Consider the following 18,874-nt stretch of genomic DNA (forward strand, 5'->3'; position numbering starts at 1 on the left):
GTGCGGTAACTCGCATCGACACACGGCGGTTCGCCGACGAGTAGACAGGGACGACGCATGCCGGAGTTCGCCAAATCCGAGCTGGCCCGGGAGACACTGGCCCGGGTGGCGCCGGGCACCGGCCTGCGCGACGGCCTCGAACGCATCCTGCGTGGCGGTACCGGCGCGCTGATCGTGCTCGGCCACGATTCCGACGTCGAGAAGATCTGCGACGGCGGATTCCACCTCGACGTGGAGTTCGCCCCCACCCGGCTGCGCGAGCTCGCGAAAATGGATGGCGCCGTTGTGCTCTCGACCGACGGCAAGCGCATCGTCCGGGCCAACGTGCAGCTGGTCCCCGACCCGTCGATCCCGACCGAGGAGTCCGGAACGCGGCATCGGGCGGCCGAGCGCACCGCGATCCAGACCGGGCATCCGGTGATCTCGGTGAGCGCGTCGATGTCGATCGTGTCGGTGTACGTCGACGGCGCTCGACGCGTGGTGGAGAGCCCGGACCCCATCCTGTCCCGCGCGAATGTCGCACTGGCCACCCTCGAGCGGTACAAGACCCGCCTCGACGAGGTGATCTCGGCGTTGTCGCGCGCGGAGATCGAAGACTACGTGCTGCTGCGCGACGCCATGTCGACCGCCCAGCGCATGGAGATGGTGCGTCGGGTGTCGGTGGAGATCGACGAGTACGTCCTCGAACTGGGCGTCAACGGGCGGCAGGTAAGCCTGCAGCTCGAGGAACTGATCTCCGACAACGACACCATGCGCGAACTGCTGGTCCGCGACTATTACGCGAGCCCCGAGCCGGCGACCACCGAGGAGGTGCGACAGTCCCTGGAGATCGTGGAGAACCTCAGCGACACCGATCTGCTGGACCTCACGCTGCTGGCGGGCGCGTTCGGCTATCCGACCACGATCGACGCGCAGGACACCGCGATGAGCCCGCGCGGCTACCGGATGCTCGCGCGCATCTCGCGACTGCAGTTCGCCCACATCGACCGTCTGGTCCGGAGCTTCGGCACCCTGCAGACGCTACTGGCATCGAGTGCGGCCGACCTGCAGGCGGTGGAAGGCATCGGCAGCATCTGGGCCCGCCACATCCGCGAGGGACTGTCGCGTCTGGCCGAGACCAGCATCGAACGCTACGACTAGATCAGGCGCCGGGAGCGTAGCGAGCGGGCCGGATGTATCAGGGCTGCTGCGCCGGCGCGACCACGTTGAAGGTCTGCGGGAAGGACTCCCGTTCACCGATCTTGCCGACCGCCTTGTACGCGCCGACCGGGATCTGCACCCGGGGCTTGTCACATCCGGGGTTGCTGGTGGTGCCCGACCACACGATGGTGTCGCGGACCTGCTGGCCCGGCTGAAGCAGCTGGTTGTTCACCGTCTGCAGCGGCGAGCAATCGCGAGCGGTCCAGAGCGTGCGCGTGCCGTCGAGTGTCCGGACGACGACGTTCTGCGATGCCTTGCCGACGTCTCGCGTGCATGCCGCCACACCGGCGTTGGTGGTCACCAGCGTGAACACCGGACGCTGCCCGACGGTGTAGGTGGGCTTGTCCATCAGCAGCACCACCGAGATGCTCTCGTCGGGGCACAGGCCACCGACGGGCGCCGGTCCTGCCGGACCGGTGGTGGGCACCGCGGCGGTCGACGAGCCAGGTGTCGGCGGTGTTGTCGTCGTGCCCGCGGGATTCCCGCCGTTCGGAGCCGGGCCGCCCGGCCCACCGGGGTTCTGCGAACTGGGTTCCGAGGGAACGACCGGCGGTGTGGTGGCGGCCGCAGACGACAGCGGCGCGTTTGCGGCGGTGTTCTTCGCCGCGTCGTTGCCGGACGTCATCCAGACGATGAGACCGACCACCACGGCGAGCACCACGAGACCACCACCGGCAGCGACGACACGTCGGCGCCAGTAGATCTCCGGTGGCAGTGGGCCCTGGGGTTCGATCACGAAAACAACGCTAACGGCCGATTCGGACGTTTCGGCCGATCAAGGTCGGCGTGTCGCTCACAGAAAGCGTCACCGATGGCGCAAAGTCTAGAGTTCAGGTCCAGACATGCGTCGGTATCGGCCTTCGATCAGGCCGACTCCACCTGGCGCAGGACACCTACGGTGGTCTCGCCGATGTCGCCGTAGGCGCCGCGCAGTTGCACCTGGCCATCACTCAGCTGATAGGTGAGCCCGACGATCGCCAGCTTGCCCGTCGCAACGCGGTCCGCGATGATCCGGCTGCGCTGCATCAGCAGTTGCCCGGTCTCCACCACGTGCCGCGCTTCGAACTCGTCGACCCGGGTCAGACCTTCGCTGCGACCGGCGAGGATGCTCGGCGTCACTCGCTCGACGACGTCCCGGATGTAGCCGCCGGGAATCTGCAGTTCGTCGAGAGCGTCGAGGGTCGCCTTGACCGCACCGCAGCTGTCGTGGCCGAGGATCACGATGAGCGGCACCTCGAGCACTTCGGCGGCGTATTCGATGGACCCGAGCACAGCCGAGTCCATCACGTGACCGGCGGTACGTACGACGAACATGTCGCCGAGACCCTGGTCGAAGATGATCTCCGCGGCGAGCCGGGAGTCGGCGCAGCCGAACAGCACCGATTTGGGGTGCTGGCCCGCCGCGAGTCGGGCGCGGTCCTCGATACCCTGGCTGGGATGCTGAGAATCCCCCGCCACAAAACGGTCATTACCTTCGCGCAAGATGCGCCACGCCTGTCGCGGTGTAACTCCAGCCATGAGCAATAGTCTGCCATCTGCCGCGGTTCTCGGCTGGTTCGACCTCAACGAACGTGATCTGCCGTGGCGCGACCCCGACTGCACGGCGTGGCACATCCTGATCAGCGAGATCATGCTGCAACAGACCCCGGTGTCGCGGGTGATCGAGCCGTGGCGCGATTGGGTACGCCGCTGGCCGGTCCCGTCGGCCATGGCGGCCGCGCCCGCCGGCGAAGTCCTGCGCGCGTGGGGCAAACTCGGCTACCCACGACGCGCACTGCGCCTCCACGAGTGCTCGAAAGTGCTTGCCCGCGAACACGACGACCGGGTTCCGGCCGACGTCGAGACGATGCTGACGCTGCCCGGGATCGGTGACTACACCGCCCGTGCGGTGGCCTGCTTCGCGTTCGGGCAGGCAGTTCCGGTGGTGGACACCAATGTCCGTCGGGTGATCGCCCGCGCCGAGCACGGCCGTGAGCATCCGGGCAATCCTGCCCGCGCCGATCTCGCCGACGCCGACGCGCTCCTCCCGCGAGCCGACGACGGGTCGTATGCACAGTCGGCGCCGCGCTTCTCGGCCGCGCTGATGGAACTTGGGGCGCTCGTGTGCACGGCGCGCAACCCCCGATGCGATCGGTGCCCGATCCCCGACTGCCTCTGGGTGCGCCGCGGACGCCCCGCCCACACCGGGCCGCCGCGCAAGACGCAGAAGTTCGCCGGGACCGATCGTCAGGTGCGCGGGCTGCTCCTCGACGTCTTGCGCGGCACCGAGGATCCCGTCGAACGTGCGCGACTGGACCTGGCGTGGACGTCGGACACAGCGCAGCGCGATCGCGCGCTCGACTCCCTCCTCGTCGACGGTCTCGTCGAACTCACCGACGACGGGCGCTACTGCCTGGCAGGCGAATCCGGCACCCTCTGACCCCCCGTTCTGTGCCTCGGTACCTACACGACACGCGGGCTTACATGTGTCGTCCGTTTGATACCTCCCGCATCGGCGCAAACGTTGCTAATGTCCCGAGCCATGACGCAGCCGCCTTACCCACCTGAACCCAATCCCGCGTCCGGTGGGCAGCAGCCCGGCCAGACTCCGCCGCCCGACTACGGTCAGACACCGCAGTACGGTCAAACACCGCCACCGCCCCCACCACCCGGACCCCAGTACGGGCAGACACCCCCGCCGCAACCGCAATACGGCCAGGCTCCGCCGCCTCCGCCGCCGCCCGGACCCCAGTACGGTCAGCCGCAGGGTGGTTACCCCGGCGGGCCGCCGCCGGCCGGCCAGTTCGGCACCGACCCCACCAAGGTCGACGTCGGCGAGGCCTTCAGCTGGGCGTGGGGGAAATTCAAGAACAATGTCGGCGCCATGATCCTGCCGGGTGTCATCGCGTTCGCGCTCATCCTGATCGTCACCCTGCTCGCAGTGTTCGCCACGGCGATCTTCGGAACCACCGAGACCCACACATCGGACTACGGCAGCGGCTACACCTACAGCTACGAGACCACCACCATCGGCGGCGGCGGCCTGTTCCTGATGTTCCTGCTGTATCTGGTGCTGCTCGTCGGCATCTTCTACATCCAGATCAGCATCATCTCGGGAGCACTGCGCGTCGCGAACGGTGAACCCGTCACGTCCGCGTCGTTCCTGAAGCCGACGCGCTTCGGGCCGACGATCCTCACCGCGATCCTGGTCGGCATCATCACCTCGATCGGCCTGGTGCTGTGCGTCATCCCGGGCCTGATCGCCATCTTCCTGCTGCAGTTCTCGATCGTCGCGACGATCGACAAGCAGCTCTCGCCGGTCGATGCGATGAAGACGTCGTTCGAACTGGCGAAGACGAAGGTCGGTGACTCGCTGATCGCACTTCTCGTCGCCTACGCGATCAACCTGGTCGGCGCGATCGTCTGCTACATCGGCCTCATCGTCTCGGCTCCGTTGGCACAGTTGTTCTACGTGCACTGCTGGCGTCGACTCAACGGTGCGCCCATCGCGCCCCCAGATCCCGCCTGAGATTCCCTGTCCACTCGAGGCCGGCCCGCATCAGCGGGTCGGCCTCTCTGGTTATCTGACCTCTGCTTATCTGCTGAGGTCCAGCCCGGACAGAAACGCCTCCACCGCACCGCGATACACCTCTGGGGCGTCGTCGTGGACCAGGTGACCGGCACCGGGTACCCGCAGATACGACGCCCGGTCGCGGACCGCGCACATCTTGCGCATCTGCCCGGGCGGCGTGACGGTGTGTTCGGCTTCGATCACCAACGCAGGCACCGACGAGGCCGACCACTGCGCCCAGAAGTCGCGGCCGCCCCACTCCTCGGCGATCGCCGCCCACACCGGGATCTGGCCGTGCAGCCGACCGTCGTCGAACGCCTCGTAGAAGTAGCGGCCCGCCACCGGCCCGAACATCTCCTGCGCCGCATCGACGGAAGCGAAACGGTCGGGCCAACTCTCGAACCACGGCGTCCAGCTGGTGGTTGTGCGACCGCGGAAATCGGGTGCCATGTCCTCGACCACCAGCGCCGACACCAGCTCCGGGTAGGCAGCGGCGGCACACCAGGCGTGCAGTGCACCCATCGAGTGCCCGACGAGCACCGCCGGACCGAGGTCGATCCAGGTGAGGATCTCGGCGAGATCGGCGACAAACCGTTCGGTGGCGAGTTCGGCGGGGTCGTCCGGGATTTCGACGTCGGCACCGGTATGGAACGCGGCGTCGAAGGTGAACACCCGCCCGTATCGGCGCAGCCACGGGACCTGCCGGCGCCACGTCCGACCGCGCCCCATCAGGCCGTGCAGCAACACGATCGGCCCGACCCCGGTGTCGATGACGGCGCCGCTCGCGTCGTGGATCGGCAGCGGTCCGCCATGATCTCGCAGGCCGAGGTCGACGAACTCCGACGCCCGACGAATTGTCACGGGCAGAACCCTATTGCAACCGGTCGACATCAGTAAGCTGGACCCATGGCTGTTGTGAAAATCAATGCGATCTCCGTCCCCGAGGGTGCGGGCCCTGAACTCGAGAAGCGTTTCGCCCATCGCGCGCATGCGGTGGACGGCTCCAAGGGCTTCCTGGGCTTTCAGCTGCTCCGTCCGGTCAAGGGCGATGAGCGCTACTTCGTTGTGACGCAATGGGAATCCGAGGAGGACTTCCAGGCGTGGGCGTCGGGCCCGGCCCGTGAAGCGCATGCGGGCGAACGCGCAAAGCCGGTCGCGTCGGGGGCCGACCTCCTCGAGTTCGAGGTCGTGCTCGACGCCCGTCCGAGCTCCTGACAGACCAATCCGATTCGGCGCTCATCGCGCCGATGTTCCCGCTCGGCACCGCATTGTTGCCGGGCGAACCACTGCCGCTGCGCATCTTCGAGCCGCGATACCGAACGATGCTCGGCGACTGCCTGGCGGCCGGCGATCCCGCCCGATTCGGCGTCGTGCTGATTGCGCGGGGGTCGGAGGTCGGCGGCGGTGATGTACGCCACGATGTCGGCACGTTCGCCGAGATCGATTCCGTCGATCGGCTTCCGGACGGCCGGGCGACGCTCGTGGCCTTCGGCGCACGACGCTTTCGGGTACTGGAGTGGCTGTCCGACGACCCCTACCCGCGCGCCCGCGTGGAGGTTCTCCCCGATTTCGTCTTCGACGCGGGGCAGCGGGCGCGTCTCTCCATGCTGGGCATGCGCATCCGTGACCTCGTCGGTGACTTCGCGCGCGCCCGCGGCGTCGATCCGACCCAACTGCAAGACGTGTTCGGGGGGAACGACGCAGACACCGAACCGGTTGCCACCCTCTACCGCTGGGTCGCCAGTCTGCCGACCGGACCGCTCGACCGTCAGCGGCTGCTCGAAGCGCGCGACGTGGACGCCGGTCTCGACATACTCGCCGACGCCGCAGACGGTTTCGAGGCGCGCATGGCGTTCGGGTCCTAGGCCGACCGCCTCACGCACGCTCGGGTGCCATCGACACGCGTCCGACGGGCGACCACGTCGCCGTCGCTCGACGCGCTCGGGCCGGCTCCACCGGGATGACAAGACCTGATGCGCTGTCGATGACGACAACATCGACCCCGCTTTGCTTTCCGAGCCGGCGCGCGAGGCGCGACGGGCCGCCGTTTCCACCGAGCACCAGCTGATCTGCGCGCATCTCGTCGCAGACATCACGGAGAACGGTGAAGGGGTCGCCCTCCCGGATCACTTCATGGGTGGATACCGGGCCGTGCGCCTGCGCGGCTTCGCGGGCCTCACGCGCAATCTCCGTGATCTGCCATGCGTCCGCCAGTTGATGGGCGTCGGCGCCCAAGGCGTCGGCCCACGCGTGTTCCTCGCGTCGGGACCAGGCGCTGCGCCGGGTGCGTCGCACAGCGCTGACCAGCATCATCTCACCGCGCACACCGGTGACCATCGAGGCATATGCCACCGCATTCGCCGACGCATCGGTACCGCTGACACCGAGGACGACCCGCGGCACTCGCTCGTTGTTCATGGCCGGAACTCCTATCTGACCGGACGGAAAACCACTGCTCATCCATAGGAACATAAGATTTAGAAGTACTCAAGCATTTTTCTGAAGCAATGTGTTCAGAAATCGATGAATTGGTAGACTCCGAGGCATGACGCGGCGACAGTATGGACAGTTCTGCGGCTTGGCGATGGGCCTGGACGTCGTGGGCGAACGGTGGACCCTCCTGATCGTTCGCGAATTGATGGCCGGACCGAAGCGCTACTCGGACCTGCTCGAGGCCCTCGACGGCATCGGCACCAGCCTGCTGGCGTCGAGGCTCCGCCAACTCGAGGACGCCGAGGTGGTCCTCAAACGCCGACTCCCGAAGCCGTCGGCGTCGCTGGTCTATCAACTGACCGAATCGGGCCGCGAGCTCTCTCGGGCGCTGCTGCCGTTGGCGCTGTGGGGAGTTCGCCACCAGACGCACGCACCCAAGCAGCCTGACGACATGTTTCGGGCCGAATGGCCACTCGTCTTCATCGCGCAACTGATCGACGGGGATGTGACACGGGATGCCCGGTACACCTACCGATTCCACATCGATGGCTCCAGCGCCACGATTCGCCTGCGAGATGGCGAGGTCAGCGTCACCGAGTCCGACGCCGACGACCCGGATGGCGATGTCGACGTCGACATCACCATGGATGCGGCGACCATCGTCGACGTGAGTGCCGGACGACTGTCGCTCACCGAAGCCGTCACCGACGGCCGCATCGTCTTCGACGGCAACGCTTCGGCCGCCGCACTGCTGGTCGAGGCGCTGCCCGAGCGCATCACGATCGACTCCGGACTGATCGATCAGACGTGAGCCACTGGCCCCAGAGTTAGAACGTGTTCTAGTATCGGAGTGTGCGGTGGTTCACACCGCGAGCCGCAACCAGGCCCACCCGACACGATCCGCGACCAAACAGGAGCACTCAACTCATGACCGAAACCGTCGAGTCCCGCGTCGACACTCTCGCCGGTGGCGGCGACCATGCTCAGCTCTACATCGGCGGCACCTGGGCCGACCCACACTCCACCGAGACGCTCGAGGTGTTCTCCCCCGCAACCGGTGAGCGCGTGGGCTCGGTGCCTCTGGCCGACGAGGTCGATGTCGACACCGCGGTCCGCACCGCCCGTGCCGCGTTCGACTCGGGCGTGTGGCGCAGCAAGTCGCCCGCCGAACGGGCCGACATCGTCGCCAAGGTCGCCGACCTGCTCGACGAACGCAACGACGAGGTCGCGGCATTGGTGTCGTCGGAGATGGGTGCGCCGCCGAGTGCGGTCAGCATGCTGCAGCAACTGCCGGGTACCGGGGTGCTGCGCGCCTACGCCGACGCGGCCCGCAACTACGACTGGGTGGAGTATCGCAACGGAGTGTTCGGCACCACCCGCGTGACCCGCGAACCGGTTGGTGTGGTCGGCGCGATCTGCGCGTGGAATGTGCCGCTCTTCCTCACCTGCAACAAGCTCGGCGCCGCTCTCGCCGCAGGCTGCTCGGTGGTGGTCAAGCCCGCACCCGAAACCCCGCTCACCGCAAACTATGTCGCCGCACTCTTCGTGGAAGCCGGTGTGCCCGAAGGGGTCATCTCGGTGGTCCCGGGCGGCACCGAGACCGGGCAGGCCTTGGTGGCGCATCCGCTGGTGGACAAGATCACCTTCACCGGCTCCACCGCGGCCGGCAAGGCGATCGGCGCAGCCTGTGCCGAGTCGCTCAAACGCTGCTCACTGGAGCTCGGTGGCAAGTCGGCGGCCATCGTGCTCGACGACGTCGACCTGGCCGCCAACGCCTTCATGCTGACCTTCCTCGGTCTGTTCAACACCGGCCAGGCCTGTGTCGCCCAGACCCGCGTGCTGGTCCCCCGGAGTCGCCAGGACGAGATCGTCACCGCGATGGTCGAATCGGCCAAGCTGATGAAGGTCGGACTGCCCTCTGATCCGGAAGCCCAACTGGGACCGCTGATCTCCGACCGACAGCGCGCCCGCGTCGAGGGCTACATCGAGGCGGGCAAGAAGGCCGGAGCCACCGCGGCGCTGGAGAGCGAACGTCCGGAAGGTCTTGACGCAGGCTACTTCCTGACGCCGACGATCTTCACCGGCGTCACCAACGACATGACCATCGCCCAGGAAGAGATCTTCGGGCCGGTCCTTTCCGTCATCGCCTACGACGACCTCGACGAGGCCATCGCCATCGCCAACGACTCCGAGTACGGGCTCGCCGGAACCGTCTGGACGAGCGACGTGGAGCGCGGCATCGAGGTCTCGGAGAAGATCCGCACCGGCACATTCGGAATCAACTTCTACGCCATCGATCCCGGGTCACCGTTCGGCGGATTCAAGAACTCCGGCATCGGCCGCGAATGCGGACCCGAAGGACTCGAGGCCTTCCTCGAACACAAGTCGACGATGCTTCCGGCTGGCTACGAACCCAAGTAGTCTCCAGCCGGCCGATCCGACGAGGGTGGCCGAGTCACCGCCCGTAGGAAAGCTGTACCTGGGAGGTCGGCCAAATGCACTGTGCGCTCGGCCGATCTCCCAGGTACAGATTTCCGCGGGCGGAGTGGAAGACTCCGGGAATCTTCGGGTCACACACCGACCGCCGCGAGGTCCACGACATCGGCGCCGGTTCCGTCCGGAAGTTGGTGTGTCACAACGACGACGGTCCGGTCGGGGCCGAACAGCCCGTCCGCCGGGTCGAGGATCTGCCGCATCAGCGGATCGGCGTCGTCGGCGTCGAGGTGTTCGGTCGGCTCGTCGAGGAGCACCACCGGCGCCCGCTGCAACAGCGCACGGGCGAGCAGCAACCTGCGGCGCTGACCACCGCTGATCGCGTCGGAACCGCCGGCCAGCACGGTGTCGAGCCCGTCGGGAAGTCCCGTCACCCACGCCCACAGACCGACCCGGTCCAGCGCCGAAGTCATCTCGCCCTCCGACGCGTCGCCCCGCGCCACACGAAGATTCTCCCGGATCGACGTCGAGAAGATGTGCGCATCTTCGGCGAAGTAGGTTGCCGCCGAACGAGGTTCGACAGACTCGGCGCCCGAACCCGAGTACGACACAGAACCCGACTGCGGAGCCAGCAGACCGGCGAGCGTCAACAACAGCGTGGACTTACCCGATCCGCTCGGCCCGACCACGGCCAGGCGCGACCCCGCAGGCAGGGTGCGATCGAGTCCGCTCACCGGGCCAAGCGCCTCGGAACCCGACCAGCCCCAACGCATCCGATCGAGGTCGAGAGCAACCGGGCCGAAATGCACCGACGCGTCACCGCCGGCATCGGGGTCGGTGCCGGCCGCGTCGACGAGTGCCATCACCCGTGCCGCGCTCTGCCGCGAGGTCTCGATCTGAATCCCCGCCTCCGTCAACGGTGCGGTCGATTCGAATGCCGAGAGCGGCAACAAGATCAGCACACCTAGGATCATCGGCGTGAGTCCGTGGCCCGAGGACACATCGGCGAGGGACCCCGACACCTGCGAGGCCAGGTGGATACCGATCATGCAGGCGGCCAGCAACGACGCCCCGAGCGAGAGCGGTGTCGCCGCGGCCGCAGCCGCCTGCCACCTCAGCCCGCGGTCGGCGGCGGCAAGCGCATCACGGTCGGCCTCGGACGCCGCATCCAGCACAACTGGCCGACGACGCGCGACGACGAGTTCCGGTGCGTGCCACAGCGCCGTCGTGGTCGCCTCCGCCGATTGGGTGGTCGCACTCGACGCGTCGGCGATCGAGCGTGACGCCCCACGAGCGGCCAGCCACGGCGCGACGACGCCGCTGACGATCAGTGCGGCACCGAGCACCAACGCCGCCCACACCGATACCAGCGCCATGATGACCACCGCCGCAACCGATGTCGTGAGCCCGACGCCGATCGGGATGATGCCGCGAATCAGCGCGTTGCCGATCTCATCGATGTCGTCGCCGGTGCGGGTCAACAAGTCACCACGGCGCAACGTCACCGAGTAGGCCGGCGAACCCGACGCCAGGGCGATATAGACCCGCTCACGAGCCGACGCCATCGCACCGAGGGCCAAGTCGTGGGTGGCAAGACGCTCGAGATACCGGAACAGTCCGCGCGAGATTCCGAGCGCACGAACGGCGGTGATCGCCACCGACAAGAACAGCACGGGCGGCATCTGCCAGGCCCGGGTGATCAACCACGCCGACAAGGCGGCCAATCCCAACGCCGACAACGCTCCGCCGACACCCAACAGCAACGATCGCACCACCGGCCGGCCCTTCAGACCGAGAAAGCCGAGCGCCCGGATCAGCGGGTCTTGTCGCACGAGATCACCTCCGGATCGTCCCCCGTCGCTTCGCTCGCCCCGACATCCCCCGTCGCTTCGCTCGCCCCTGGAAAAGTGACCACACAGTCGGCGACATCACGCGCGATGTCACGATGTGCGACGACGAGCACGGTGTCACCGGCCCGGGCCCGCGCCGCAAGTGCGGCAAGCACCGACGCCTCAGCGGCAGCGTCAAGGTGGGCGGTCGGTTCGTCGAGCAACAGCAGTGGCGCCGGCGAGGCGAGCACACGCGTCAAGGCGAGTCGTTGCCGCTGCCCGGCCGACAGGCCGACTCCCCCGGCGCCCAGCCTGGTGTCGGAGCCCTCGGCGAGACCAGCCAGGACATCGTCGAAACCCGTTGCCGCTGTGGCCTTTGCGAGACCGTCGGGATCGAGTGCACCGAACAGCGCGAGATTGTCGGCGACGCTGCCCGGTACGATCACCGGTTGCTGCGGTAGCCAGGCGACCTGCTCATGAAATGCGGCGGGCTCGAGTTCGGCAACCGGAACCGAACCCACGAGGACCGATCCTTCGTCCGGCGCGGCAAGTCCCAGGATCGTGGCCAGCGCGGTCGACTTGCCGGAACCGTTAGGGCCGGTGAAAAGCGTGATCACACCGGGGTCGACCACCGCGTCCAATCCATAGGGCGCCCAACCGTCGCGGCCGTGCACGCCCACGTCGAGCAGCGTGATCTTCGCTCCCGCAACGGCGACCGTGCGCGTGGCGGTGCCCGGGCGCGGCACGGCACTCTCCATGAGTTCGAACACCTCGCGCGCGGCGGTCATGCCGTCGGTCGAGTTGTGGAACTGCATGCCCACCCGCCGTAACGGCAGATACGCCTCCGGAGCCAGGATCAGCGCGAAAAGACCGGCATACAAACTCATCTCGCCGTACACGAGCCGCAGACCGATACCGACGGCCACCAGTGCCACACACAGGGTGGCCAGCAGTTCCAGCACACCGCCGGACAGGAAGGCGACCCGCAGCGACGACATCGTGCTGCGCCGGTGTGCCGCACCGAGTTCGGCGACCTGCTTGGCCGGTGCCTGCGCGCGGCCCAGTGCACGCAGGGTCGGCAAGCCGGTGATCAGATCGAGCAGCTGCGCCGAGAGCCGGCTCATGGTGGCCAGTTTGCGTTCGGTCCGGTCCCTTGTCATGAGCCCGACGAGCACCATGAAGACCGGGATCAGCGGCAGCGTGACGACGATGATCAGCGCCGAAGGAAGGTCGGCGATCGCGATCACCACGATCACGATCGGCGTCACGATCATCGAGATGATCAGTGCGGGAAGGTATCCGGACAAGTAGGGACCGATGGCGTCGAGACCGCGGAGCAGGACGGTGCTCGCGTGCTCGCGTTTGCCCAGCAGGTTACGCGGCGTCGTGCGGTCGGGATCGGTCAGCGTGTCGAGTGCTCGCGAACGCAATTCGGCAATTGTGCGTGCCGACGCCCGATGCGCGTAGCGATCGTGCCCGAAGGTCATCGCGGCCCGGGCCAGCAGTGCGACGGCGAGCACCGTCAGATGGCCGGTCTGCGCCGACAGCGACCGCGCATCGGGGTCGACGATGAGTTCGGAGGCGATGGAGGCAACCATCGCCGCGATCACGATGACGGCGACCACCTCGGCGATGGCGAACGCTGCGGTCAGCGCGACATACGTCCGTGCCGTCGGCGAATAGCGCAGCAACCGCGGATCCAGCGGCGGTCGCGAGGCGCGTTTGGTCACTCGACGAACCTCATTCGCCGCCCACCCGCAACGACGGGAGTCCGGTGGGCGCCGGGATCTGTTCGACGGAGATGCGCTTGCGGAACACCCAGTAGCTCCACGCCTGATACCCGATCACCACGGGCGTGATGAGCACCGCGGCCCACGTCATCACGGTCAGCGTGTAGTGGCTCGACGAGGTGTTGTCGATGGTGAGGTTCCAGGCCTCGTTGGTGGAGGACGGCAGCACATTCGGGTACAGGACCGAGAACAGCGTGGCAACGGTACCGGCGATCGCGATCGAGGTGGCCAGGAAGGCAATGCCTTCGCGTCGTACCTGGGTTGCCAACACCATGACCACCGCGGCGACCGCGGCGATGAGAACCGGAATCCAGGTCCAGCCGTTGCCGTAGGCGAACTGCGTCCACAGCAGGAAGCCCGCCGCGACCACCAGGGTCGGGATGGCCAGACGCGACGCGTAGCGCATCGAATCCTCTTGCAGCACACCGCTGGTCTTGAGCGCCAGGAACACTGCGCCGTGCGTCAGGAAGGCCAGCAGCGTGGTTGCGCCACCGAGCAGCGCATACGGGTTGAGCAGGTTGAAGAAGCCGCCGGTGTATTGCGCCTTCTCGTCGATGGGGATGCCGCGGATCACGTTGGCGAAGGCCACTCCCCAGAGCAGGGCCGGAATCCACGAGCCCAGCCCGATCCCGACGTCGGCCCACGTGCGCCAGCGCGGATCGTTGATCTTGCCGCGCCACTCGATCGCGCAAACACGCGTGATGAGACCAACCAGGATGAGGAACAGCGGCAGGTAGAAGGCGGTGAACATTGTTGCATACCAACCACCGAACGCGGCGAACAGCGCACCGCCGGCGGTCAGCAGCCACACCTCGTTACCGTCCCACACCGGCCCGATCGTGTTGAGCAGCGCGCGACGCCGCTTGTCGGGGTCGGCGATGTCGTCGGTCGCGTCCACCTTGGCGTCGCCCCCGGTGTGGCTGCGGCCGAGGAACGGCATCAGCATGCCGACCCCGAAGTCGAAGCCCTCCAGAACGAAATAGCCGATGAACAACACCGCGATGAGCAGAAACCAGAACTCAGGCAGTCCCATGGTGATCCTCCTCAGTAAGCGAACGAGAGTTGTTTGGGCTCATCGGAATCCGATGGCTCGTCGGGTGGCACCGCATCGTAGGTGGCCGGACCCTCGATGATGTATCGGCGCTGCAGCATGAACCACACCACACCCAGTGCGCCATAGAGCAGGGTGAAGCCGATCAACGTCACCCAGACCGTGGCCGCGACATGATTGGACACACCGTCCTGGACGAGCATGTTGATCTGCGTCGGGTCCAGGTCGTCGGCCCAGTTGGGTGCGACCACCCAGGGCTGACGACCCATCTCGGTGAAGATCCAGCCGGAAGCGTTGGCCAGGAAGGGTGTCGGGATCATCAGCAACGCGACGAAGCCGAATTTGCGCGAGGTCACCACCCGCTTACGTCTGGTCAGCCACAGCCCGCCGAGCGCCACGACCACCGAACCCAGCGCCCACGTGATCATCGCGCGGAAACTCCAGTAGGTGACAAAGAGATTCGGCGCAAAGTTCTGGCCCGGCATCTGCAAGGCCTCCTGGTACTGAACCTGCAGTTCGTTCACGCCCTTCAGCGGGGTGTCGAAATGGTGGTCGGCGAGGAACGAGAGCATGCCCGGGATCTCGATGACGTGATCGATGTTGTCGCAATTGTTCTGTCGGCCGATGGACAGCACCGAGAACGGGGCGCCGCCGGTCGTCGAGTCGCACAGCGATTCGGCAGCGGCCATCTTCATCGGCTGCTGCTTGAACATGATCTGCGCCTGGATATCGCCGGTGATGAAGAGTGCCACACCGGACACGATGGTGAGCCACAGAGCGAATCTGGCCACCGGACGCCACAATTCGCGTGCGTCGCGTTCCAGATCTTCGGGCGTCGCGTCGATCTGGCTCGGTGAGGTGGTCTTCGGCATTCCCGAGGTGTCACCGGTCTCGATGGCTTCGCGAAGTTTCTTGGCCCGCCACGAGTTTCGCGCCATCCACCAGATGCCGATCGCGGCCACAAAGGTGCCTGCGGTCAACAATGCGCCGGCGATGACGTGAGGGAACGCCGCCAGCGTCGTGCTGTTGGTGATGACGGCGAAGAAGTCGTTCATCCTGGGCCGGTTGCGGGTCTCGTCCCACACCACACCCACCGGATGCTGCATCCACGAGTTGGCCGCGATGATGAAGTAGGCCGACGCGTTGACGCCGATCGCGGCCAGCCAGATGCACATGAGGTGAATCCGGCGGGGCAGCCGGCCCCAGCCGAAGATCCACAACCCGATGAAGGTGGACTCCAGGAAGAACGCGATGAGCCCTTCGAGCGCGAGCGGCGCACCGAAGACGTCGGCGACGTAGCGGCTGTACTCGCTCCAGTTCATGCCGAACTGGAACTCCTGCACGATGCCGGTGGCGACGCCGAGCGCGAAGTTGATCAGGAACAGCTTCCCGAAGAACTTGGTGGCGCGCAGCCACTGCTCGTTGCCGGTCACGTGCCACACCGTCTGCATCACCGCGATCATCGGCGCAAGACCGATCGTCAGGGGAACCAGGATGAAGTGATAGACCGTTGTGATCCCGAATTGCCAACGGGAGACATCCAGTGCGTCCATTTCGCCTCTAATCGAGTCGCTCCGCACCCGGGCTGGGGCGCGGAGAACCGGCAGGATCATGCGCACCTACTACTTCGAGTAGTAGGTATGCGGGCGACGTTACGCCTGGTCGCAGTGGGCTACAAGCGACAAAGGTCCCATCGCCGTGCGTCGTCCTGTGGGCTCCGTCTCAGCTGCCCGACTTGATTGTCAATCAACACAGATAGCGCGATCTACCAAATCGATGAATTTCTTGTGACCATCGGAAACCGGCATGAGATAGCGATTCAGCGCGGTCACCCGGGCCGCGAGCGTCACACTGCTCACCATCCAGACCGAATCCGCCGCAATCAGGTCCGCGGCGCGCAGTACGCGGGTCGATGTTCGCCAGCCCTCCTGCTCTGCCAATTCGAAGACCGCGCGAGCCGTGGTGCCGGGCAGGATCCCGATCTCGGTGGGCGGGGTGATCAGCTCGTCGCCCCGGACCGCGACCACCGTCGAACGCGGCCCCTCCAGGATCAGGCCCTCGCTGCTGGTGAAGATGACGTCGTCGAACCCCTGGTCGGCCGCGTGCCGCAACGCGGCCATGTTGGTTGCGTAGCTGAGGGTCTTGGCGCCGAGAAGCTGCCACGGCGCTCTCGCACCGAGATCCACCGAGAATCCCCGTTCGAGGGTCAGGACCGAAACCCCTTGATCGCGTGCCTGTTTCACTCGTTCCGGGACCGGCGCGACGGTGAGGTAGGCGGTGGGAGTTCCCGGATCGCTCTCCCGGCCACGGGAATAGACAAGTCGCAGCAGCCCCTCGGCATCATGGGAGTTCGGGTGCCCGTCGTTCCAGAGGCCGACGGCCGTGTCGATCGCTGCACGCCAGGCGTCGAGATCGGGTTCGGGCAATCCGATCGCGGCCGAACTGGTCACCAGCCGGTCCAGGTGCAGCCGGACTCCGCGCGCACGCCCGGCCCGCACCAGCAGCGTCTCGAACACCCCGTCGCCGCGGACCGCCGCGAGATCGTCGGCGGCGAGGAACGGGGCGTCGAAATCGTGCGCGGTGCCGTCCAGGGAAACCAAGACCGATGTCGTCATGGGCACGAGGCTGCCACGACGGCGCACCGGGTGTCACATGCCGGGGCGTCCGTAGAATCGGTGACGTGACTGCATCGCCCATTCTGACCAGGTATTCCGACGCGGTCCCCGGACCCGAATCGGGCGCTGTGGGCAGCTCGCCGGAAACGGCGTGGCATTACGGTGACCCGCTCGGCGAACAACGTGCTGCCGCCGGCGGTGCGATCATCGTCGACCGATCCGATCGCGCGGTGATCGAGATCGCCGGCGACGAGCGCCTCACGTGGCTGCACACGATCTCCAGTCAGCACATCAGCAGCCTGTCCGACCGGACGAGCGCCGAGAATCTGTCCCTCGACGCCAACGGCCGCGTCGAGGAGCATTTCGTCCTCACCGATGTCGACGGGGTCACCTGGCTTGACACCGAGGGCGCACGCGGTGCGGGCCTGCACGGGTTCCTCGCGCGGATGGTCTTCTGGGCCAAGGCCGAGCCCGCCGTGCGAGCGGACATGAAGGTCATCACACTCGTCGGGCCGGACGCCCGACGAGGACCGATCGCCGAGTTGTTGGAGATCGATCCCGACGCGGCGGTGTACGCGGCCGGCGACCTGCCCGAGACCCATCACGAGGACGAACCGCTCGGCTTCTGGCGGGTGATGCCGCCGATCGGCGAGAACGCGACGCTGCCCGTCGTCGACGTCGTTCTCCCCGAGTATCTGCTGGATCGATGGTGGACGGCGCTCGTCGATGCCGGTGCACGCATGGCCGGGAGCTGGGCGTTCGACGCCTTGCGGGTGGCGGCGCTGCGCCCGCGGCTCGGCGTCGACACCGACGAGAAGACGATCCCCCACGAGGTCGGATGGATCGGCGGCCCGGAGGAATTCGGTGCGGTGCACCTGGACAAGGGGTGCTATCGCGGGCAGGAGACGGTCGCACGCGTCCACAACCTCGGTAAGTCGCCCCGTCGGCTGGTCCTCCTTCATCTCGACGGCAGCGACGATGCGCGCCCGGTGACCGGCGACCCGGTCAGCGCCGGCGGCCGCACGGTGGGCCGCGTCGGCACCGTCGTCGATCACTTCGAACTCGGCCCGATCGCGTTGGCGCTGGTCAAGCGCAACGTTCCGGCCGACACCGACTTGCTGGTCGGCTCCGATCACCCGGTCAGCGCTCGCATCGATCCCGATTCGGTGGACACCGACGACCACGCCCAGGCCGGGCGTGCAGCGGTCGAGCGCCTGCGTCGGGGCCCTGCGGAGAGCGGATCGTGAGCGTGCCCGTCGCGGGCGCCGTGCTGGCGGTCTGCTCGGCCTCCGACGACGTCGTGTTGGACAGAGTCGGCGCCTCGGCCATCGACAAGCGGCCGCATGCCGATCGTGTGCACGTCGGATCGCTCGGACTCGGCACCGACCACGTCTGCGACACCAAACACCACGGCGGCGTCGATCAGGCGGTGTACGCCTACGACGACGCCGAGGCCCGCAGGTGGGCCGACGAATTGGGACGTGAGCTTCCTTACGGTTGGTTCGGGGAGAACCTCCGCGTGAACGGCCTGCCCGTCACCGACGCCGTCGTCGGCGAACGGTGGCAGATCGGCGACGACGGACTGATCCTGGAAACCACCATCCCCCGCATCCCGTGCCGGACCTTCGCCGCCTGGGCCGAGGAACCACGCTGGGTCAAACGCTTCTTGGACCGTGGCGACACCGGCACCTACCTGCGGGTTCACTCACCGGGCAGCGTCGGTGCGGGCGATACGATCACCGTGATCCATCGACCCGACCACGGCGTCCTCGTCCGCCACCTGCTCCCCACCGGCACCACCGCCGACGCGGACGCCCTGCACGCACTTCTCTCGACCGACGACCTGGCACCCAAGGTCCGACGCGACGCCGAGAAACGCCTGGCCTCCTCCTGAGGCCGGTTTCCGGCACGCACGCCATACCGCGCCAGGGCAGTCCACAGAATTCCGATCGGCGCGCTAGACTGTTGAGCAC

At 67.0% G+C, this 18,874-nt stretch carries 18 protein-coding genes; 9 read left to right on the top strand and 9 right to left on the bottom strand.

Going from position 1 to position 18,874, the window contains the following annotated elements; genetic code table 11:
• Nucleotides 1–57: 57 nt before the first annotated feature.
• Complete coding sequence (gene disA, locus ACWDTF_RS06365) at nt 58–1,140, top strand: DNA integrity scanning diadenylate cyclase DisA (protein ID WP_240862046.1); 1,083 nt, start codon at nt 58–60, stop codon at nt 1,138–1,140.
• A gap of 37 nt (nt 1,141–1,177) precedes the next feature.
• Here the strand turns inward: disA and ACWDTF_RS06370 are convergent, their stop codons facing one another.
• Nucleotides 1,178–1,936: a hypothetical protein gene (locus tag ACWDTF_RS06370; RefSeq protein WP_240862048.1), complete on the bottom strand. Its 759-nt coding sequence runs from the start codon at nt 1,934–1,936 to the stop codon at nt 1,178–1,180.
• Nucleotides 1,937–2,064: 128 nt separating this feature from the next.
• On the bottom strand, nt 2,065–2,718 hold the full coding sequence (locus ACWDTF_RS06375) for a carbonic anhydrase (RefSeq protein ID WP_240862050.1): 654 nt from the start codon (nt 2,716–2,718) through the stop codon (nt 2,065–2,067).
• On the opposite strand from ACWDTF_RS06375, the gene ACWDTF_RS06380 reads away from it, so the two are divergent.
• Both ACWDTF_RS06380 and ACWDTF_RS06385 read left to right on the top strand, forming a co-directional pair.
• Nucleotides 2,717–3,619 carry an A/G-specific adenine glycosylase gene (locus tag ACWDTF_RS06380; protein WP_240862052.1) on the top strand — a complete coding sequence of 301 codons (903 nt, stop codon included), beginning with the start codon at nt 2,717–2,719 and terminating at the stop codon, nt 3,617–3,619. The genes ACWDTF_RS06375 and ACWDTF_RS06380 overlap by 2 nt on opposite strands.
• A gap of 102 nt (nt 3,620–3,721) precedes the next feature.
• On the top strand, nt 3,722–4,708 hold the full coding sequence (locus tag ACWDTF_RS06385; protein WP_240862054.1) for a hypothetical protein: 987 nt from the start codon (nt 3,722–3,724) through the stop codon (nt 4,706–4,708).
• Between the two features lie 66 nt (nt 4,709–4,774).
• On the opposite strand, the gene ACWDTF_RS06390 is transcribed toward ACWDTF_RS06385, so the two are convergent.
• Entirely contained in the window at nt 4,775–5,641 is an 867-nt protein-coding gene (locus ACWDTF_RS06390; RefSeq protein ID WP_374247876.1) for an alpha/beta fold hydrolase, read from the bottom strand.
• A gap of 15 nt (nt 5,642–5,656) precedes the next feature.
• Here ACWDTF_RS06390 and mhuD point away from each other — a divergent pair, with 15 nt between their 5' ends.
• A complete protein-coding gene (gene mhuD / locus ACWDTF_RS06395) occupies nt 5,657–5,965 on the top strand; it encodes a mycobilin-forming heme oxygenase MhuD (RefSeq protein ID WP_240862058.1) in 309 nt (102 codons plus the stop codon).
• 32 nt (nt 5,966–5,997) lie between these two features.
• The gene (locus ACWDTF_RS06400; RefSeq protein WP_240862060.1) at nt 5,998–6,615 is read left to right on the top strand and encodes an LON peptidase substrate-binding domain-containing protein; all 618 of its coding nucleotides are present in this window, start codon (nt 5,998–6,000) and stop codon (nt 6,613–6,615) included.
• A 10-nt stretch (nt 6,616–6,625) separates the two neighbouring features.
• Here ACWDTF_RS06400 and ACWDTF_RS06405 read toward each other — a convergent pair whose 3' ends face one another.
• Nucleotides 6,626–7,168: a universal stress protein gene (locus ACWDTF_RS06405; RefSeq protein WP_355273460.1), complete on the bottom strand. Its 543-nt coding sequence runs from the start codon at nt 7,166–7,168 to the stop codon at nt 6,626–6,628.
• A 127-nt stretch (nt 7,169–7,295) separates the two neighbouring features.
• On the opposite strand from ACWDTF_RS06405, the gene ACWDTF_RS06410 reads away from it, so the two are divergent.
• Together ACWDTF_RS06410 and ACWDTF_RS06415 are read left to right on the top strand one after the other, a co-directional pair.
• Complete coding sequence (locus tag ACWDTF_RS06410) at nt 7,296–7,994, top strand: winged helix-turn-helix transcriptional regulator (RefSeq protein ID WP_240862063.1); 699 nt, start codon at nt 7,296–7,298, stop codon at nt 7,992–7,994.
• Between the two features lie 116 nt (nt 7,995–8,110).
• Entirely contained in the window at nt 8,111–9,604 is a 1,494-nt protein-coding gene (locus ACWDTF_RS06415) for an aldehyde dehydrogenase (protein ID WP_240862065.1), read from the top strand.
• 149 nt (nt 9,605–9,753) lie between these two features.
• Here the strand turns inward: ACWDTF_RS06415 and cydC are convergent, their stop codons facing one another.
• The 5 genes from cydC to ACWDTF_RS06440 all read right to left on the bottom strand — a co-directional run bounded on the left by cydC (nt 9,754) and on the right by ACWDTF_RS06440 (nt 16,901).
• The gene (gene cydC / locus ACWDTF_RS06420) at nt 9,754–11,448 is read right to left on the bottom strand and encodes a thiol reductant ABC exporter subunit CydC (protein ID WP_355273456.1); all 1,695 of its coding nucleotides are present in this window, start codon (nt 11,446–11,448) and stop codon (nt 9,754–9,756) included.
• Nucleotides 11,430–13,175 carry a thiol reductant ABC exporter subunit CydD gene (cydD, locus tag ACWDTF_RS06425; RefSeq protein ID WP_355273453.1) on the bottom strand — a complete coding sequence of 582 codons (1,746 nt, stop codon included), beginning with the start codon at nt 13,173–13,175 and terminating at the stop codon, nt 11,430–11,432. The genes cydC and cydD overlap by 19 nt, the downstream gene beginning before the upstream one ends.
• 10 nt (nt 13,176–13,185) lie before the next feature.
• Nucleotides 13,186–14,268 (bottom strand): cytochrome d ubiquinol oxidase subunit II, encoded by a 1,083-nt coding sequence (gene cydB, locus ACWDTF_RS06430; protein ID WP_355273450.1) that lies wholly within the window; start codon nt 14,266–14,268, stop codon nt 13,186–13,188.
• Nucleotides 14,269–14,279: 11 nt separating this feature from the next.
• Nucleotides 14,280–15,839 carry a cytochrome ubiquinol oxidase subunit I gene (locus tag ACWDTF_RS06435; protein ID WP_355273447.1) on the bottom strand — a complete coding sequence of 520 codons (1,560 nt, stop codon included), beginning with the start codon at nt 15,837–15,839 and terminating at the stop codon, nt 14,280–14,282.
• Between the two features lie 189 nt (nt 15,840–16,028).
• Entirely contained in the window at nt 16,029–16,901 is an 873-nt protein-coding gene (locus tag ACWDTF_RS06440; RefSeq protein WP_355273444.1) for an aminodeoxychorismate lyase, read from the bottom strand.
• 65 nt (nt 16,902–16,966) lie between these two features.
• Here ACWDTF_RS06440 and ygfZ point away from each other — a divergent pair, with 65 nt between their 5' ends.
• Both ygfZ and ACWDTF_RS06450 read left to right on the top strand, forming a co-directional pair.
• Nucleotides 16,967–18,148 (top strand): CAF17-like 4Fe-4S cluster assembly/insertion protein YgfZ, encoded by a 1,182-nt coding sequence (gene ygfZ / locus ACWDTF_RS06445; protein WP_355273441.1) that lies wholly within the window; start codon nt 16,967–16,969, stop codon nt 18,146–18,148.
• Nucleotides 18,145–18,795, top strand: coding sequence for an MOSC domain-containing protein (locus ACWDTF_RS06450; RefSeq protein ID WP_240862078.1), 651 nt, complete (start codon nt 18,145–18,147; stop codon nt 18,793–18,795). Before ygfZ ends, ACWDTF_RS06450 begins: the two co-directional genes overlap by 4 nt.
• Nucleotides 18,796–18,874: the final 79 nt, after the last annotated feature.

It is taken from the genome of Gordonia sp. NPDC003422 (genome assembly GCF_053588675.1).

What these genes read in the sequence shown, in the direction of transcription:
- ACWDTF_RS06435 (WP_355273447.1), bottom strand. Translation starts at nt 15,839, where the DNA reads ATGGACGCACTGGATGTCTCCCGTTGGCAATTCGGGATCACAACGGTC.
- ACWDTF_RS06440 (WP_355273444.1), bottom strand. Translation starts at nt 16,901, where the DNA reads ATGACGACATCGGTCTTGGTTTCCCTGGACGGCACCGCGCACGATTTC.
- disA (WP_240862046.1), top strand. Translation starts at nt 58, where the DNA reads ATGCCGGAGTTCGCCAAATCCGAGCTGGCCCGGGAGACACTGGCCCGG.
- ACWDTF_RS06400 (WP_240862060.1), top strand. Translation starts at nt 5,998, where the DNA reads ATGTTCCCGCTCGGCACCGCATTGTTGCCGGGCGAACCACTGCCGCTG.
- ACWDTF_RS06410 (WP_240862063.1), top strand. Translation starts at nt 7,296, where the DNA reads ATGACGCGGCGACAGTATGGACAGTTCTGCGGCTTGGCGATGGGCCTG.
- ACWDTF_RS06385 (WP_240862054.1), top strand. Translation starts at nt 3,722, where the DNA reads ATGACGCAGCCGCCTTACCCACCTGAACCCAATCCCGCGTCCGGTGGG.
- ACWDTF_RS06380 (WP_240862052.1), top strand. Translation starts at nt 2,717, where the DNA reads ATGAGCAATAGTCTGCCATCTGCCGCGGTTCTCGGCTGGTTCGACCTC.
- mhuD (WP_240862058.1), top strand. Translation starts at nt 5,657, where the DNA reads ATGGCTGTTGTGAAAATCAATGCGATCTCCGTCCCCGAGGGTGCGGGC.
- ACWDTF_RS06390 (WP_374247876.1), bottom strand. Translation starts at nt 5,641, where the DNA reads ATGTCGACCGGTTGCAATAGGGTTCTGCCCGTGACAATTCGTCGGGCG.
- ACWDTF_RS06375 (WP_240862050.1), bottom strand. Translation starts at nt 2,718, where the DNA reads ATGGCTGGAGTTACACCGCGACAGGCGTGGCGCATCTTGCGCGAAGGT.
- cydB (WP_355273450.1), bottom strand. Translation starts at nt 14,268, where the DNA reads ATGGGACTGCCTGAGTTCTGGTTTCTGCTCATCGCGGTGTTGTTCATC.
- ACWDTF_RS06405 (WP_355273460.1), bottom strand. Translation starts at nt 7,168, where the DNA reads ATGAACAACGAGCGAGTGCCGCGGGTCGTCCTCGGTGTCAGCGGTACC.
- ACWDTF_RS06415 (WP_240862065.1), top strand. Translation starts at nt 8,111, where the DNA reads ATGACCGAAACCGTCGAGTCCCGCGTCGACACTCTCGCCGGTGGCGGC.